The sequence below is a fragment of the Desulfitobacterium sp. genome, assembly GCF_035539115.1.
Taxonomy (GTDB): Bacteria; Bacillota; Desulfitobacteriia; order Desulfitobacteriales; family Desulfitobacteriaceae; genus Desulfitobacterium_A.
On record NZ_DATLJA010000096.1, the window covers coordinates 1 to 17,640 of the forward strand.

A 17,640-nucleotide genomic window follows, 5' to 3' on the forward strand; every position below is an offset into this window, starting at 1 on the left:
ACCCGGCTTTCGCCGAGCTTTGCGATAAAGAAGACTTGGCCAGCGCCAAAGCGATGGCCTTAGTCGCCTTATCCTGCCGGACTTAACTACTTGCATCGTAGGAAAGCGAAAACCGCTGGTTGCACTTAGAGTTTATCTGCCGGAAATTTATACTTTCTGTTAGTATAAAAAGAGAGGGCGCATAGTTCTCACCATACGCCTCTTCAAGCTCTACCTAAAAAGAAATAATAGAATAACACCCAGTCCGACAATAAAACGATAGATCACGAAAATTTTAAAGTTACTCGTTTTTAAATATCTCAATAAAAATGAAATACTTAATAGCCCGACAATAAAAGCAGTAATAATTCCTACAACAAAGGCGAGATTGATATCCGAAGCGTTCAGGTGGCGGACACTGAGAAGTCCTGCTCCCATGATAATCGGAGTAGATAATAAAAATGAGAACCTGGCCGCATCTTCCCGGGTCAAGGAAAGTAAGCGAGCAGCCGTCATCGTACTTCCAGCCCTTGAAACACCCGGGATAATTGCCAACGCTTGAGATAAGCCAATCAGTACGGCATCCATCAAAGTCATGGTTTCTAACGTTCTCAGTTGACGCTTCCTATCTGCCCAGTAAAGAATCAAGCCCATCAAGATAAGCATACTGCCAATCAAAAGCGGAGAGCGAAAAACAGTTGCCGCTTTGTCCTCTAAGGCATATCCGATAAGCGCACCTGGAACTGTGGCAATAATCAAATACCAGAATAAACGTTTTTCGTTCGAAGGTTTTCGCCTGAGTGCGCCTTTAAATAAACTCACCCAATCCTTCCAGAAATAAAGAACAACAGCTAAGAGTGTCCCCATATGTAAGGCGACATCAAAGGTTAGACCCATATCTTTCCAGCCGAACAACCAAGGAAGCAAAACAAGATGTGCCGAACTGGAAATGGGCAAAAACTCTCCCAATCCTTGAACAATCCCCATAATTATAGCTTGAAAAATCGTCACTTTTTTAATCCTCCATTATTTTTGTACCCTATAACTATATCACAATCAAAGGATAGTTAAACTATTTTAACTATCCTTTAACAGGATTCTTTGCTAACTACTTGCTGGAGGACTGTGGCTAGGCTTTAATTTTTTGTTCGGACAATCCTTCAAGGAAAAGGCTAATAATCCTTTGCATTTCTTCTTTAAGGTCCCCTTCCTGAGTGACGTGCCAATGAATGAAATGTTGCAAGACCATCCCTTCCAGACTTTCTGCTAAAAAACCTGGATTGAAACGATCCGAGATTTCACCTTCCCGCTGCCCATATGTTAATACCCCAATAATTCCATAATGAAGCCCTTTATCCAGTTCAGCATAATCCCTGTTTTTTATGGTGACCCAGGCAATCTCGCGTTCGTGCACCATAAAATCAGCCCAAGCCTCCAGCAAGTCAGATAACCTCTCGCGAATCGTATTCCTTTGCGTTTGCCGTCCAATCTGGATTAATTCTTGATAACGACGTCGCGAAAATTCCAAGACTACTGCTTCCTTCGATTCAAAGTAATTATAGAACGTACCCTTACCCACATCTGCACATTGAGTAATTCGTTCAACCGAGGTCGTTTCATAACCCTGAGTTTGAAAGAGCTGGAGAGCTGTGTTATAAAGTCGTTCGTATGTTTCCTGCTTTTTTCTCTCGCGACGTGAGATTTCAGACATAGAAACCATCCTTTCCAGTATATGGTAAACAAGTTATTTTCATTAATTCGCCAGTATCCATATATTTCCTTCTAGGAAGAGGAACTTTATCCTAATCAGCTCTGAGGTAATCGAGACTTCGGTGAAATATTCACTCCCAAAATATAGAATGCAAGAATAAGCAAGCCAAAATGCCAGAGTTTGAGATTCGGTCTAGGTTCTTGAGATGCACTATATTTCAAAATTTACCTCCTAAGAAGGTTCAACTAAATTCAGGTGGAGCCATCAAAACTCCACCTGAAATAAGGTTGCTATATAAAGTTTTTAAAGACTATAGTTTGGGGATTCTTTGGTAATCGTTACATCATGAGGATGGCTTTCCCTGAGACCCGCTTGCGTCATCCGGATAAACTGGCTTTCCGTCCTTAGCACTTCAAGGTTTTTCGCCCCGCAATATCCCATGCCAGCACGTAAGCCACCAATCATCTGATAGACCGTATCAGCCATAGAGCCCTTAAACGGAACCCTACCCTCAATTCCTTCTGGAACAAGTTTTTGTTCTTTTTCCTGGAAGTAGCGATCTCGGCTTCCAGCCTTCATAGCCGAGATAGAACCCATACCACGATAGACTTTAAAACTTCGACCTTGATAAATTTCTGTATCTCCTGGGCTTTCTTCTGTACCAGCGAAGAGACTCCCGATCATCACTGTGTTTGCACCTGCCGCTAAAGCCTTCACGATATCCCCGGAAAATTTAATTCCACCATCGCCAATAATCGGAATTCCATGTTTACTTGCCTCTTCAGAACAATTCATGATCGCTGTAATTTGTGGAACACCAATTCCAGCGACAACCCTAGTCGTGCAAATTGAACCCGGTCCGATTCCAACCTTAATAGCGTCGGCACCCGCCTCAATCAAAGCGCGAGTTGCCTTTGCGGTCGCTACGTTACCTGCAATAATTTGCAACTCTGGAAAGGCTTCACGCAATTCCCTGACCATTTGGAGAACGCCGCGGGAGTGACCATGAGCGGTATCAAGTACAATAACATCTGCTCCTGCCTTATATAAAGCATCGGCGCGTTCAATCGTATCCGCAGTGACCCCAACGGCTGCTCCTACCCGTAAACGGCCTCTCTCATCTTTAGCCGAATTGGGGTATTGTCGGGCTTTCTCGATATCCTTAATCGTGATTAGCCCTTTAAGATAACCGTCTCCATCAACGATTGGAAGCTTTTCAATGCGATGGTGCGCTAAAATTTCTTTAGCATGTTCCAAAGTCGTCCCCACCGGAGCCGTCACTAAGTTTTCCTTGGTCATGACCTCACCAATGAAACGGTCAAAGTCCTTGACAAAACGCAGGTCTCGATTTGTTAAAATCCCAACCAGTTTCCCCTCGACTGTTATGGGAACGCCTGAAATCCGATAGCGTGCCATTAAATCCAAGCAATCTTGGATCTTGTCATTCGGGTGTAAAAATATAGGATCAGTAATGACGCCATGTTCGGAACGTTTAACCTTATTCACTTCCATGGCCTGTTGCTCGATGCTCATATTCTTGTGAATAATCCCGATTCCACCTTCACGAGCCATCGCAATCGCCATCCGTGAATCCGTAACGGTATCCATTCCTGCACTCATCAACGGAATATTAAGTTTAATTTTAGGGGTCAGATAGGTGCTGACATCCACATCGCGGGGAAGCACATCCGATTTCGCGGGCACAAGTAAGACATCATCAAACGTAAGACCTTCACCAATAATTTTGTCTGAAAACATATTAAACTCCTTTCGAATGTTTTCTAATTAGTATATCAGAATATCGACCAATATAGTAGTATTTTTTATAAAACTGCAAAGAATGTAAAACCTAGTCGCTGAAATTCTCATTCACCCCCTACCTAAAAAATGCTATGATAGAAAAGGCTCCGAGTCTTTGAGGAGGTGCGCGATGTTTTATCGGATTCTGCAATTTTATCATGGCTTATTTCCTCGGATCAGCTCTGAAGATATTCGCCTTGTCCAGTCTTTTTTATCTGCAGCTCCAATTTCCCTGTTTGAGGAACAATCACCTGCTGACCAACGACATGCACTCGATGTGGCCATTGATTTGCTGCAAAATCAGACGCATCTGCCCTCTTCTCAGAAAAGCATTTTAATTCAAGCCGCTCTTCTGCATGATTGTGGCAAAACATGCTACCCCTTAAAAATCTGGCAGAGAATATATATCGTCCTGTGTGCCAAACTTCCGTATACGCTTCAGAAATCCCTCAAAGCGCTCACAAATTATCAAGCGTTATCACTTCCACTCACCTTGGCTCAGGAACATCCTGAATGGGGAGCAAAACTTGCCTCTCAGGCTGGCTTAAATGAAGAGGTCGTAGAACTAATCCGTTACCATCATACCCCACGTTCTGAGGCGGGAAAGTTACTTCACGCCGCAGATAACCGTCATTAGAGAAGATGAAAATAAATAGAGAAAGCCTAAGACTTGGGTTCAAGGTTTAGGCTTTCTCTATTTATTTTTCGATTTCTTCCTGTAATTCCATTATTTTACGGTTTTTTGAAAAGATCCATTTGGCAAACCGAGTATTATCCCGTTGTAACCGAACGTTTTCTTTTTCCAGCTTGTGAACTAGAGTCACTTTTTCCCGTTCCACTTTTTCCAGCAGGTTCATCAAGACCCTCCGACTCACTCTTAAATGTTCAATCCGCTGCTCCAATTCATTCACGCGGAACTTTGTAACTCGCAACTCTTCGCGAAGATTTTTTAATTCATCTTGGCTATTCAAGCCGTACACCCCCGGCACTTTCATATATCGTTTCCTCTATATTCTATGCCCGAGAAATGTTATTTAATCCTTGCAGTTTAAATACTCTTGCACTCTCCTTACAGCTTCACGAAGAACATCTTCTTCCTGAACTAAAGCAATCCGGACGAATCCCTCTCCGTATTCGCCAAAACCGACTCCTGGAACGACAATCACGCCCGCTTCACGCGCTAACTCAGTAGCAAAGGTTAAGGAGTCTTGCTTCGTTGGAACGGGTGCCCAAATGAACATCGACCCCTTCGGGACAGGAATCCTCCACCCCGCTTCAGCACATCCCTGAATCCAAACATCTCTCCTCTTTTGGTAAGTTGCCCGGGTCTCTTCCACTTGAGGTTGAGGAGTGCTTAACGCATAGGAGCCTGCTTTCAAGATCGGAGCAAATATGCCGTAATCGATATTTGATTTAAGTTCACTCAGTGCTTCAATAACCTCGGGATTGCCGACGACAAACCCTAACCGCGCTCCCGCAAAATTATAGGTTTTGGATAAGGAATGGAACTCAACGCCAACCTTTTTGGCTTCCTCTGCTTGCAAGAAGCTCACAGGTCGATAGCCGTCATAAGCAAGCTCTGAATAGGCCACATCATGGCAAATAATAATATCATAGGTTTGCGCGAATTTGACAACCTTATTGAAAAATTCTAACGGGGCGACGGCAGCTGTAGGATTGTTCGGATAATTTAATACCATAAGTTTGGCTTTATGCGCAAGCTCAGGATCAATCGCATCTAAATCCGGCAAAAATTTATTTTCAGCTAATAAGGGTAGCGAAACCTTTCGCCCACCCGCGAGAACAAGACCTGCTGTATAAATTGGATAGCCTGGATCAGGTATAAAGGCCAACTCACCAGGGTCAATCAACGCCAAGAAGACATGCGCTAGTCCATCTTGAGAGCCTATCAACGGCAGGACTTCAGATTCCGGATCTAAGCTCACCCCAAAGCGTTCCTTATACCAATTTGCACAGCTTTCCCTAAATTCCTTCGTTCCTCGACTTAAGGTATAGCCATATTGTGCTCCATCCAATGCCGCCTGACTCAGCACTTTTCTTATGTCTAAGGACGGTGGTCGGTCTGGACTACCGATACTTAAGTTGATGAGATCTTTTCCCTGCGCTTGTAAATCAAGTTTGAGATTATCCATCTCTGTAAATACTGAGGCTCCTAACCCTTGTAGACGCTGTGCTTTCATCTTTTTCCTCCTATTCTAGCTATTTTCTTTCGAAGACTGGCGTAATTTAAAACTCCATCGGGAGTAAGTTTGCTTTTCCCTTTTGACTTATGGCTAACTGACGGATTTGCTTGACGACCTCATAGGAAACTCCCCAGCCTCCGAGTTTAACCTCAGGCTTGCGTTCTTCCCCATGGAAATCTGAACCTCCCGTCTTAATTAAATGAAACTGTTCCGCTATAATGCTGTAATCTCGTTCATCCTCAGGGGTATGTTCAGAATGGCTCACTTCTATTCCCTGTAACCCCACTTTAACCCAGGACGAGATTTGATTTCTAAGCTGGTGCACTCCAGGATGAGCTAAAACGGCTACACCGCCAGCTGTCCGAATAAGCTTAATCCCTTCCTCCGGAGTAAGCTTTAGACGGGGAATGTAGGCTAGAGCTCCTATCCCAATATATGAATCAAACGCCTCTTTAATTGTTTTTACATATCCACGCTGCATAAGCGCTTGCGCAACATGCGGGCGACCGACAGACTCACCTAAGGCAATTGCTTTAATCTCTTCGACCGTGATTTCTATTTTCAAGTCGTGTAAGCGACCCAAGATCTTCAACATTCTCCTGATTCTAGCCTCGCGGAGTTCTTGAAGTTTCTCCTGAAACTGGCCTGATTCCGGATCAGGCTCATAACCGAGGATATGGACCTCTAACCCTTGCCACTCTGTATTCAACTCGATCCCTCGAAGAATTTCGACACCATACTCCTCTCCCGCTTTTAATCCCTCACCCCAACCACTGATGGTGTCATGATCCGTTATTCCGACTGCTTTCAGCCCCAGCTTGGAAGCCTCTTGAATAAGCCCCCTTGGTGTGAATAAACCATCGGATGATGTCGTGTGACAATGCAAATCTACCTCTGGAAAACTCGAAGATTGTGTAAGCATGATGTTTTCCTCTTTTCACGAAAATCCAAACCATATACCTATTCATTTTATCACGTTCAACAATAAACGCCTAAAATTCTTAAAAAAGATTTGTGTGATTTCCTCCTCACAAAATCCTGCCTTGCGTAACGCTTCTGCTAGATTCGGATATTTCGTGGCATCCTCTAAACCCCTTGGAGCCTGATCAATCCCATCAAAATCTGACCCCAACCCAATCGTTTCCACACCCGCTACCTCAGCAATATGTGCGATGTGTTGCACAACATGATCTAAAGTCGCTTCCCCCTTTTCTGTCAGAAAACGCGCATAAAAATTCACCCCCACTAGACCGTGATTTCGAGCGAGTGCTTTTAGTTGCTCATCGGTCAAATTTCGTGGATGCTCGCAAACGGCGTAGGCACAAGAATGAGAAGCTACGATTGGGGCAGTACTCAACTCCAGAACATTCCAGAAACCTGCCTCATTGAGATGTGAGACATCAATCAGCATTCCCAATTCATTCATTCGTCGGATAACACTTTGGCCCAAGCGGGTCAAGCGACTATTCGTCTGTTCACCTACTCCATCGGCTAAAGCATTACGTTGGTTCCAGGTTAACCCCAGAGCCCTTACTCCCAGTTCATAGATAATGTCCAACATAAATAGACTTTCTCCTAGAACTTCCCCGCCTTCAACGCAGAGCAGAATGCCTAATTTATCGGGGCTGGGAAGCTGGTTTAGATCCTGTTGACAGCGAATCAGAAAAACCCCATCCTGATTTTCATTGATAAATCGCTGTGCGGAATGAATCAGTTCTAGCCCTCTTCTCGATGCCAAGCCTGGTTTGAACTCGCTTTCTATAAAGCAAGCCATAATTTGAAGAATCATTCCCCCTGCCTTGGCCCGTTCCAAATCCCAGTGTCCACCTTCATTACCTAATCTCAGGGTTCTTTTACCTCTAATATAGTCGCCTATACTATCACAATGTCCGTCAATGACCCACGGTTTAAGCAAAGTTCATTCTCTCTCCTTTCACATGAAGAAACTATTATATACTTTCGTCGCAGCATATAGAAAGCCTGGCTTACACTAGGCCTTGTGAAGGTGGAAGCCTTGTTGCCTTATCCTGCCGGGCATAAATACATAGATCGTATGATTAAGAAAGCACCTGACTGCCGAAGCAAACAAGTGCGCTTTCTTGTTACCTATTCACAAGATTAAGGAGATTCAACGAGATTCACGAGGTTCAACGATGAGCTTAATTGCCGTTCTCTCTTCTCCGTCAATTAGAATGTCCGTGAAAGCAGGAATACAAATAAGATCTACTCCACTCGGAGCTACGAACCCTCTTGCAATGGCCACTGCCTTAACAGCTTGGTTCAGCGCTCCTGCACCTACGGCCTGTAATTCTGCACCGCCCTTTTCGCGGAGTACTCCAGCCAGAGCTCCTGCTACAGAATTTGGGCTAGACTTAGCTGAGACTTTTAACACATCCATGAACGACAACCTCCTGTTCAATTCAGCTGACATGTATTTCCACTACCCTGATACTGTATTCTCGATAGGAAAAAGAAATCCTCTTTTCCATTACATGATTTTTCAGATTCTTTGAACATAATTAAAGATTCTTGCAAATATTGCTGTCTAGCGTATACACAGAACGTTATCCTACACATCAGTTGCTTTAGGCTTTGCCTTCAGTTGTTTTTTGAATTGGTGTAATGCTCAGTGCCTTACCCGTACTTTCATCAACATTAATTACAACTGCATTGATTTGAATCGGGCCTGAAGCCGCCTCGAATTTAACCGGCATCTGGGTTAGGAAACGATTGATAATTAATTCTTTCTTCACTCCTAAAACAGAATCGCGAGGTCCGGTCATGCCGACATCCGTGATATAGGCCGTGCCCTGCGGCAAGATTCTGGCATCTGCTGTTTGCACATGCGTATGGGTACCTAGGACAGCTGTAACTTTACCATCCAGAAACCAGCCCAAAGCAATTTTTTCTGACGTAGCTTCTGCATGAATATCTACGATGATTATCGACGTTTCCTTCGCCAATTCATTGATCCAGCGGATGCTCATACTAAAAGGGTCATCCAAAGGAGGAAGAAAAACCCGTCCTGAGAGATTAAGAACTCCGACTTTATGTCCGGCGATTCGGATAAAACCATACCCCTTTCCAGGAGCACCGATGGGATAATTTGCTGGCCGAATCAGTCGAGCTTCTTCATCAATGAAACTTGTGATACTTCGTTGATCCCAAACATGATTACCCATCGTCAGAAAATCGATGCCTTCACCATAGAGTTCATTGGCTATATCTTTGGTTATTCCCTTACCTCCAGCTGAATTTTCGGCGTTAGCAATTGTGACATCAACACTATACTCATCTTTCAGTTCCTTAAGAAAAATCCGGATCGAATTACGGCCCGGATTCCCAAAAATATCACCAATAAATAAGATATTCAATTAGAATCACCTTCACTATCTTTTTAATAAAGTTTTTTCATACTTCTACTATATTTTCGCTTGAACTCCTAGCTCTAGTCTTCTCTCTTTGTATATTCCCTAAACTTTTTACTTTCGTCACATTCTCCCAAAGTCCTGCTTACTTAGCTTAATCCAACAAATAGTAATACTTTCAGCGTACGAGGGGAAAATTAAAGCAGGTGAATTCTCATCACCTGCTTTAAGCCCGAAGGTTCATCTATTTACGAACTTAATCTTTATTTTGCATAATCGACGGCACGAGTCTCACGGATGACAACTACTTTAATTTGCCCTGGATATTCGAGTTCGCCTTCAATTCGTTTGCTAATTTCATGCGCAAGTCGTGGAGCTAGAACATCATCAATTTTATCCGGCTTCACAATAATCCGAACTTCGCGGCCAGCCTGGATAGCAAAGGACTTTTCGACTCCTTCAAAAGTATTGGCAATCTCTTCTAATTTCTGCAAACGTTTGATATAAGATTCTAAGGTTTCTCGACGTGCTCCCGGACGGGCAGCTGAAACTGCATCTGCTGCAGCTACTAAAACTGCTTCAACCGTCTTGGCGTCGACATCGCCGTGATGAGCTTCAATCGCATGGATGACCTCAGTAGATTCTTTATACTTTTTAGCGAGATCCACTCCGATTTGAACATGCGTACCTTCAGTATCATGATCTGCCGCTTTACCAATATCGTGTAATAAGCCAGCGCGTTTAGCGAGTTGAACGTCGACACCGAGTTCTGCCGCCATCATGCCTGCAAGATGAGAAACTTCAATCGAATGCTTAAGCACATTTTGCCCATAGCTCGTTCTGAATTTCAATCGTCCCAAGAGCCTAATAAGCTCAGGATGAAGACCATGCACCCCAGTATCAAAGGTTGCTTGTTCACCCTCTTCACGGATTTTTTGCTCCACTTCTTTCTGCGCTTTTTCAACCATTTCTTCGATCCGTGCAGGATGAATTCGGCCATCGGCAATTAGTTTTTCCAGAGCTATGCGAGCAACTTCTCTTCGAATGGGATCAAATCCTGAAAGAATAACAGCCTCCGGCGTGTCATCAATGATCAGGTCAATGCCCGTCAAGGTTTCTAGAGTCCGGATATTCCGACCCTCACGCCCGATGATTCTCCCTTTCATCTCATCGCTCGGTAGAGCTACAACTGAGACCGTAGTTTCGGCTACATGATCTGCCGCACAACGTTGAATCGCCAGCGAAATGATATTTTTGGCTCGTTTTTCCGCTTCTTCCTTAGCCCGAGTTTCGATCTCTTTAATCATAATTGCGGATTCATAGCGAACTTCTTCTTCCACACTGTTTAAGAGTATTTGCTTAGCATCTTCTGTTGAGAGTCCGGAAACACGTTCTAGTTCTTCCTTTTCCTTCGCCACAGCAGCCGCTAGACTTTCTCGGAGTTTTTCAGCCTCATCTTCTCTGCGATGTAAGTTTTCTTCCTTACGTTCCAGTGACTCCATTTTACGATCAAGTGTTTCTTCTTTTTGCGTAACCCGCCGTTCTAAGCGTTGGACTTCTGAACGCCGTTCACGTACTTCTTTTTCAGCATCATTGCGAATTTGCATTACTTCTTCTTTAGCCACGACAATTGATTCACGGCGTTTAGATTCAGCCAATGTCTGAGCATTGTCAACCATACGTTTTGCTTCTTGTTCAGCAGAACCAATTGCTTTTTCAGACGCATTTTTGCGAATGATCCACCCTATAAAGCCACCTATACCAAGTGCTATAATGACCACCAGCACTCCAGAAACTAAAATACCAACCTCCAAGTGGAATTCACCTCCCTTATCATTGTGCTTATCTAATCAATTAACTCAAGTAAATTAAAAAAACTGGATTCGCGCCAGTTTCGATAAAACACCTCATGAAAAGACAAAATTCATAGATTCGTCTTCTGTTTCCTACAAACCCAAACGCGCTAGTTTAAAGGCCGCCATAATTATACTAACAACGATGAAATCTATAAGAAAACCTTAAAGGTTAATTTAACGGAAACAGGCTTCTTTATTGAGTTTAATATCTTTCCAAAAAATTGTCAAGAATATCCTTCATATTGCGGCTTTCAGCGACTTTTAGAACTATCGAGCTGGGTTAATTCCAACTCGACGATTTTTCGAGTACCCGACTTATGACTTCCAGAGGATATCCTTTTTGGGCCAGTTTCTGCCCTATCTTTTGTTTAAGAAAAAGTTCCCGGGGAAAATGAGCATAGGTTTTCTTATATTGATAGGAAGTTTCCCAGCGTTTCCCCTCTTGAGTCCACATTTTCTTCGCCAAATCTAAACACTGGGATAATTCTTGAGCGGGCTCAAAAACTTGTTCCAAAGCTTCTTCGACTAACAACGGGGCAACCCCCCGTCTTAATAATTCCTGTTTAACCCGTTTGCGGGAAGAGCTCACTAACTTAGTTTGAGCGAAGGAAAGAGCTAGGACTTGGTCATTAACGTACCCCCAGCCTTCCACTCTTTCCATGGCCTCCTGTATTTCCGTTTCGGAATATTCCTTCTTCTCAAGTCTTAATTTAAGTTCGTAGTGAGTTAAGGCACGCCTACTTAGATAAGTTAGGGCTGTATCAAGTGCACTTTTCATTGCCCGCTGCCTTATTACTCATCATCACGTACGGATTCCTGAGTATCATCGACTGAAGGAGCCGCAGGAAGAATCATATTATCCCGAATTATTTGTTCGATTCCCGCAGCAATCTCCGGATGTTGTTTCAAGTATTCTTTAACATTTTCTCTGCCTTGACCTAATCTCTCTCCGTTATAGGAGTACCAAGCACCTGATTTATTGATAATATCCATATCTGTACCGACGTCAACAATGCACCCTTCGCGGGAAATCCCTTCGCCATACATAATATCAAATTCTGCAGTTTTAAATGGGGGTGCGACTTTATTCTTAGCGACCTTGACTTTTGTCCGATTACCAATCATGTCTTGTCCTTGCTTCAGGGTCTCTATACGTCTCACATCCAGACGAATCGTAGCGTAGAACTTTAACGCCCGACCACCGGTTGTCGTTTCCGGGTTGCCAAACATAACTCCGACCTTTTCGCGAAGTTGATTAATGAAAATCACGGCCGTGTGGCTTTTGCTAATAACACCCGTTAATTTACGCAAGGCCTGAGACATTAAGCGAGCATGTAAACCAACGTGGGAATCTCCCATTTCGCCTTCGATTTCGGCCCGAGGCACTAGTGCTGCCACGGAGTCAATAACCACAACATCAACTGCTCCGCTCCGAACTAAGGCTTCACAAATTTCCAGCCCTTGTTCTCCCGTATCAGGCTGGGAAATGAGTAAATTATCAATGTCGACACCAAGCGCCTTCGCATAGACAGGATCGAGGGCATGCTCGGCATCGATAAATGCTGCCGTCCCACCCATTTTCTGTGACTCAGCTACAATATGCAAAGCCACTGTCGTTTTTCCTGAGGATTCTGGGCCATAAATTTCGGTCATTCTTCCCCGTGGTATTCCTCCAACTCCCAAGGCTATATCCAAGGATAAGGCACCTGTCGGGATAACATCAACCGCCATTTTCGCCGAAGCTTCTCCCAGTCTCATTATGGAACCCTTCCCAAACTGCTTTTCAATCTGGCTTAAAGCCATATCTAGAGCCTTCAGTTTATCCATCCCCGCCATTTATTTTCCCCCTTAAACCGAATATTTTAGATTTCAAAGGTTAAAAACAAAACATTTGTTCGATTTAATTATACTTTATCCTTCTTCCTTGTCAATCGTTTTGGTAAGATAATACAAGCTCCGACAAAAAAAGTCCTTAAGTACGATAGCCCCAAAGCCTTCAGGAAGAGATACCGCATATTGAAAGATGGCTTGATTCAGAAAACTTTGGAAGAGTGTGCCGGTAATAAATCTTTAACAGCCAAACACTTGGGTATCAGTCGGGCTGCATTATGACGATGATGCAAAACCAAGGAAGAGAAAAGGGTTAGAAAGATTACTTCTTTCCAACCCTTTTCTGATTTCTTCGCTCAGACTCTCCCTTAAATGGCACTTTTCTCATCATCTTCTTCCTCACGTTCTCGTACAGTACGTTTTACTTTCTTGGTCTTCGAGAAATTTCCAATCATGATAACTCCCACGGCGAGTAAACCCGGTATTAGATAATTAAGAATCTCAATTTCTGAAAGAAAATGAAAAAAGCTATCGTTTAATAGCATTTCGCCCGCAGTATAACCTAGAAGACCTGCCCCGATGGAAACTATCCAAGGCCATTTCTTCATAAGATTCGAAAGAATAGTACTGCCAAAAATGACGATAGGAATGCTAATTGCCAACCCTAAAATCAGGAGAATGGGATTGCCATTGGAAGCACCCGCTACGGCGAGTATATTGTCTAAGCTCATCAATAAGTCAGCAAAGATAATCGTTTGTATCGCTTCTCTGAGACTTGATGCCGCCTTGATTTCCTCTTCATTTTTGTCTTCCTTGAGCAGTCTAATTGCGATCCAGATTAAGAGCATTCCCCCAGTCGCCTGAACAAAGGGTATTTTCAATAACATAGCTGCAACCGTAGTTAGACCAATTCTTAAGACAACTGCACCAAGTGTTCCCCAAAAAATCCCTTTTTTTCTATCTTCTTTACCCAAACGGAGTGTCGCTAAAGCAATCACCACTGCATTATCTCCACTTAAAACTAAATTAATGATGACTATGCTCAATAATGTTGCCCAGAATCCAACTACCATGAACTCGCCATCCCCTTTTTCTAACGTAATATATCTTACTTCAGAAATATAGAGGGCATCCTTCGATTATCAATCGATCAGGATTATATAAAACTTCTGTTGAGAAAATGAAGGAGTCCTCTCTATAATCCCCTCTTATTCCATGCCGTCAAAATAACTGCAATAATGAGTACGATAAAGGACCTGAACGATATCCTTCGGCGATTACGGGATAGTGATATTGTTCCTGCTACGTTATTTCTGATGGAGCTACAGCTAAACTCCCCGCAATTTTTGTTGGGACGACTGGTAGTTTTTTTGCCACTATACTCGCCTCCTTTGTCTACTAAGTCTCTATATTATTGTAAAGCAAGAATCGTGCCAACCTTCCGGATAATTAGAATAGTTTTCTATCTAAGATTGAATTGAGGCTGCAATTCGTCGTTCTAAAGCTTTTTTCATTACAGTCTGCCATGATATTTTCCTAAGTTTTTCACAAAAAAAACAGTGTAACGTTTCATTGCTGAATCGTTGCACTGTTTCGTGTTGCAATTTTGTTTCATTATCGCAACAGTTTAAGCTTATAGAAGATTATATCAGTTTGAACCTTAACGAGCCTTTGCCGGCTCGACATTAACCTTCCGTCCCTTAATGAAATTCTGGTGCATGCAACTTAGTACCCGGTTCGCATGCTCTTCTGGAACTTCAACGAAGGTAAATTTATCGTAAATATTGATCATCCCAATAATATTACCAGGTATCCCGCTTTCGTCAGCAATCCAGCGAATGATGTCCTGGGGTTTAATCTGTTGAAGACGTCCAATATTCATAAACAACCGGACCATTCCCGGTGTGGCTCCCGTGTTTTCAAAACTCAGGTCCTGTTCATCATCAGTACGTTCTTCCGCACCCTCAACCGCGAATTGTAAAGCAGCCGCTGCAACATCGATCGAGTCATATTCTTCGAGTAAAGCACTGACAATAGGCCGATACGTTGCCAAATGATCTTTTTGTAACAGCTTAACAAGCTGTTCTTTAAGATTTTCTGCTTGCCGTTCACTCACATCGGCTAAAGAAGGAAGTTCTTTCCGAACAATGCGTGTCTTAATTAAGCGTTCAATCAGGCGAAGTTGACGATACTCACGTGAGGAAATCAGCGTGATCGCTTTGCCTGTACGCCCAGCCCGTCCTGTCCGGCCAATCCGATGAACATAGGATTCTGGATCCTGAGGGATATCGAAGTTGATGACGTGGGTTACATTGTTAATGTCTAAGCCTCGGGCTGCGACATCCGTTGCCACAAGCAGTTCGATCTTGCCTTCCCGGAAGTGTTTCATCACACGATCTCGCTGTTGTTGACTTAAATCCCCGTGCAAGGCATCTGCAAAATATCCTCGAGGTGCCAAAGCGGCAACAAGCTCGTCGACACCCCGTTTTGTCCGGCAAAAAATAATGGCTTGTCCGATATCTTCCATATCAATAATTCGACAAAGTGCATCAACCTTAATTTTATCCCGAGTCTCATAAAAGACTTGTTCAGTAAGAGGAACAGTCAATTCATCACGGCTGACCGCAACAGACTTAGGATCTTTCATGTAATTTTTAGCTAACTTACGAATCGCTAGAGGCATGGTTGCTGAAAACAACATGACCTGCCGCTCTTCTGTCGGGATTTCCTTCAAAATGTGTTCAATGTCTTCCACAAAGCCCATGTCCAACATTTCGTCTGCTTCATCAAGTACGACCATTTTGACATATTGCAATTTCAAGGTTCCCCGCTTTAAATGGTCGAGTATCCGTCCTGGCGTTCCCACGACCACTTGACTTCCAAAACGAAGGGCTCGGATCTGACGGTCAATCGATTGTCCACCATAAATAGGCAAAATTTTAACATGTCGATACTTACCGATCTTCGCGATTTCCTCAGACACTTGCACTGCTAGTTCCCGCGTCGGGCTTAAGACAATAGCCTGAACCGCTTGGAACTTCGGATTCACTTTTTCGCAGATCGGGATGCCAAAGGCTGCTGTTTTACCCGTTCCTGTCTGGGCTTGCCCGATTAAATCGATTCCTTCAAGTGCTAAGGGTATAGCCTCCTTCTGAATCGGAGAGGGTTCCTCAAATCCCATTTCTGAAAGCGATTGTAGTATTTGCTTGCTTAATTCAATTTCCCCGAAGGATTGTAAACGTTCTACCATATAATTATAATGTGCTCCTTTCAACTTTTAACAAATAGTGACGTACCAAGTCTAAGGCAGCCATCACCGACAACTGCCTGATCGACTCCCTTTGACCATGAAACTGAAATTTGCTCGTCTGGACGCCTCCCGGAGTGGCCAATCCAATATAGACTAGGCCAACCGGCTTTTCATCGTTTCCTCCACCTGGGCCTGCGATTCCTGTAATTGCAACAGCAAGATCAGAGCCTGAACGCTCTTTCATTCCTGCCGCCATCTCGCATGCAGTTTCTGAACTAACCGCTCCATACGTTTGCAGGGTTTGGGGGTTAACCCCTAGAAACTTCTCCTTAAATGAATTGGAATAGCTCACGACCCCACCTAAATAGTTCTCAGAACTACCAGCCTCTTGGGTTAGAGTTGCTCCAAGCAACCCTCCAGTACAAGATTCCGCCGTTGAGATCGTTAATCGTCTTGTTTTAACGGCCTCATTGACAATTCCCAGCATGGTTTCATCATTTATTCCGAATACCTTAGCTCCCAAACGTTCCCGGATGATCTGTTCAGTCTTATCTAAAAGCGCTGTGGCCTCCTGCTCATTCTCTGTCCTCACAACCAATCGGATATGCATTTCTGATTGCTTTGCGAGCAGTGTCATCCCTAGTTGGGCATTTCCCATCAAATCCTGTAGTACCTGTTCAATCTCCGATTCTCCCAAACCAAAAATCTTGATCACCCGGCTATACATTCGCCTTATATTGATAGAGACTTGTTTTTCCAGGAATGGGAAAACAGAGTGCTCAAACATGGGTGTCATTTCAGCCGGGGGGCCAGGTAAGATCACAACCGTTCCACCCTCATGCTGGATAATTGCACCTGGGGCCGTTCCATGATCATTGTTAAGAACCTTTGAACCTTCAGGGAAATATGCTTCTTTTTCTTCGGTTTTAGGCATAACTGAACCGCGGCTCGAAAAAAAGTGCTGGATGTGCTCCAAGCTGTAAGGATCGAGCTGCAATTTCAAGCCTAGGACCTTAGCGACTAATTCCTTCGTCATATCATCAACAGTAGGCCCAGTACCGCCAGTCGTCAGCACCAGATCTGAGCGGCTAATCGCTTGCCTCAAAACCTGTTCGACCCGTTCTCGGTTATCCCCCACTGTGGTATGGTAATCCACTTCAATCCCAAGCTCTGATAATTTGCCCGTTAAATAATGGGCGCTGGTATTTAGAGTTTGTCCGAGTAGTATCTCTGTACCCGTAGCGATAATTTCAGCTTTCATTATATTTTATCACTCTCCACTATTAAACGCAAACTAACGCATTATTCTCCATCTTTAGGGAATTCTCACTTCTTATAAGGATTCCCATTGCGTCTTTATTTATTTCTTAACTAGAATAGAGTTATCCTGCTTCATACTAAATATTATTATTATTGAATTGCTCTAGATCGTTTTTAAACCTAAAGTAAATTAGGAAAGGCTCGGCTAGCGCCGAGCTTAATTGATACTAACAGAAAGTATAAATTTTGGGGCAGATAGTATAAGTGCAACCAGCGGCTTTCATTCTCCTACGATGCATGTATTTATGTCCGGCAGGATAAGGCAACTAGGGCTAGCACCTTCGCTAGGGCTTGGTACTAGCCAAGTTTTCTTTATCGCTGA

17 protein-coding genes are annotated in these 17,640 nt (G+C 43.5%); 2 read left to right on the plus strand and 15 right to left on the minus strand.

Annotated elements, in window-relative coordinates:
• Positions 1-210: 210 nt before the first annotated feature.
• From uppP to guaB, 3 genes are all read right to left on the minus strand, one after another.
• On the minus strand, positions 211-990 hold the full coding sequence (uppP, locus tag VM640_RS15465; RefSeq protein ID WP_325393820.1) for an undecaprenyl-diphosphatase UppP: 780 nt from the start codon (positions 988-990) through the stop codon (positions 211-213).
• Between the two features lie 118 nt (positions 991-1,108).
• Complete coding sequence (locus tag VM640_RS15470) at positions 1,109-1,690, minus strand: TetR/AcrR family transcriptional regulator (protein ID WP_325393822.1); 582 nt, start codon at positions 1,688-1,690, stop codon at positions 1,109-1,111.
• A 303-nt stretch (positions 1,691-1,993) separates the two neighbouring features.
• On the minus strand, positions 1,994-3,448 hold the full coding sequence (gene guaB / locus VM640_RS15475) for an IMP dehydrogenase (protein ID WP_325393823.1): 1,455 nt from the start codon (positions 3,446-3,448) through the stop codon (positions 1,994-1,996).
• A gap of 172 nt (positions 3,449-3,620) precedes the next feature.
• Here guaB and VM640_RS15480 point away from each other — a divergent pair, with 172 nt between their 5' ends.
• Positions 3,621-4,127, plus strand: a complete 507-nt coding sequence (locus VM640_RS15480; protein WP_325393825.1) for an HD domain-containing protein — start codon at positions 3,621-3,623, stop codon at positions 4,125-4,127.
• 61 nt (positions 4,128-4,188) lie between these two features.
• On the opposite strand, the gene VM640_RS15485 is transcribed toward VM640_RS15480, so the two are convergent.
• The 9 genes from VM640_RS15485 to recA form a co-directional block, all read right to left on the minus strand.
• Positions 4,189-4,485: a translation initiation factor 2 gene (locus VM640_RS15485; protein ID WP_325393827.1), complete on the minus strand. Its 297-nt coding sequence runs from the start codon at positions 4,483-4,485 to the stop codon at positions 4,189-4,191.
• 39 nt (positions 4,486-4,524) lie between these two features.
• On the minus strand, positions 4,525-5,691 hold the full coding sequence (locus VM640_RS15490) for an aminotransferase class I/II-fold pyridoxal phosphate-dependent enzyme (RefSeq protein WP_325393829.1): 1,167 nt from the start codon (positions 5,689-5,691) through the stop codon (positions 4,525-4,527).
• Between the two features lie 46 nt (positions 5,692-5,737).
• A complete protein-coding gene (locus VM640_RS15495; RefSeq protein WP_325393831.1) occupies positions 5,738-6,616 on the minus strand; it encodes a PHP domain-containing protein in 879 nt (292 codons plus the stop codon).
• 42 nt (positions 6,617-6,658) lie between these two features.
• Positions 6,659-7,609, minus strand: a complete 951-nt coding sequence (locus VM640_RS15500; RefSeq protein ID WP_325393833.1) for a dipeptidase — start codon at positions 7,607-7,609, stop codon at positions 6,659-6,661.
• Positions 7,610-7,822: 213 nt separating this feature from the next.
• Positions 7,823-8,092: a stage V sporulation protein S gene (locus VM640_RS15505; RefSeq protein WP_325393835.1), complete on the minus strand. Its 270-nt coding sequence runs from the start codon at positions 8,090-8,092 to the stop codon at positions 7,823-7,825.
• 187 nt (positions 8,093-8,279) lie between these two features.
• Positions 8,280-9,068, minus strand: a complete 789-nt coding sequence (locus tag VM640_RS15510; RefSeq protein ID WP_325393837.1) for a TIGR00282 family metallophosphoesterase — start codon at positions 9,066-9,068, stop codon at positions 8,280-8,282.
• Positions 9,069-9,325: 257 nt separating this feature from the next.
• Complete coding sequence (gene rny, locus VM640_RS15515; RefSeq protein WP_325393839.1) at positions 9,326-10,876, minus strand: ribonuclease Y; 1,551 nt, start codon at positions 10,874-10,876, stop codon at positions 9,326-9,328.
• 322 nt (positions 10,877-11,198) lie between these two features.
• A complete protein-coding gene (locus VM640_RS15520) occupies positions 11,199-11,696 on the minus strand; it encodes a regulatory protein RecX (protein ID WP_325393841.1) in 498 nt (165 codons plus the stop codon).
• Between the two features lie 14 nt (positions 11,697-11,710).
• Positions 11,711-12,754, minus strand: a complete 1,044-nt coding sequence (gene recA, locus VM640_RS15525; RefSeq protein WP_325393843.1) for a recombinase RecA — start codon at positions 12,752-12,754, stop codon at positions 11,711-11,713.
• Positions 12,755-12,946: 192 nt separating this feature from the next.
• On the opposite strand from recA, the gene VM640_RS17215 reads away from it, so the two are divergent.
• On the plus strand, positions 12,947-13,030 hold the full coding sequence (locus VM640_RS17215) for a helix-turn-helix domain-containing protein (protein ID WP_414648018.1): 84 nt from the start codon (positions 12,947-12,949) through the stop codon (positions 13,028-13,030).
• A gap of 86 nt (positions 13,031-13,116) precedes the next feature.
• Here VM640_RS17215 and VM640_RS15530 read toward each other — a convergent pair whose 3' ends face one another.
• From VM640_RS15530 to VM640_RS15540, 3 genes are all read right to left on the minus strand, one after another.
• Complete coding sequence (locus VM640_RS15530) at positions 13,117-13,821, minus strand: TerC family protein (RefSeq protein WP_325393845.1); 705 nt, start codon at positions 13,819-13,821, stop codon at positions 13,117-13,119.
• Between the two features lie 587 nt (positions 13,822-14,408).
• On the minus strand, positions 14,409-15,998 hold the full coding sequence (locus tag VM640_RS15535) for a DEAD/DEAH box helicase (RefSeq protein ID WP_325393847.1): 1,590 nt from the start codon (positions 15,996-15,998) through the stop codon (positions 14,409-14,411).
• A gap of 4 nt (positions 15,999-16,002) precedes the next feature.
• Entirely contained in the window at positions 16,003-17,259 is a 1,257-nt protein-coding gene (locus VM640_RS15540; RefSeq protein WP_325393849.1) for a competence/damage-inducible protein A, read from the minus strand.
• Positions 17,260-17,640 lie beyond the last annotated feature (381 nt).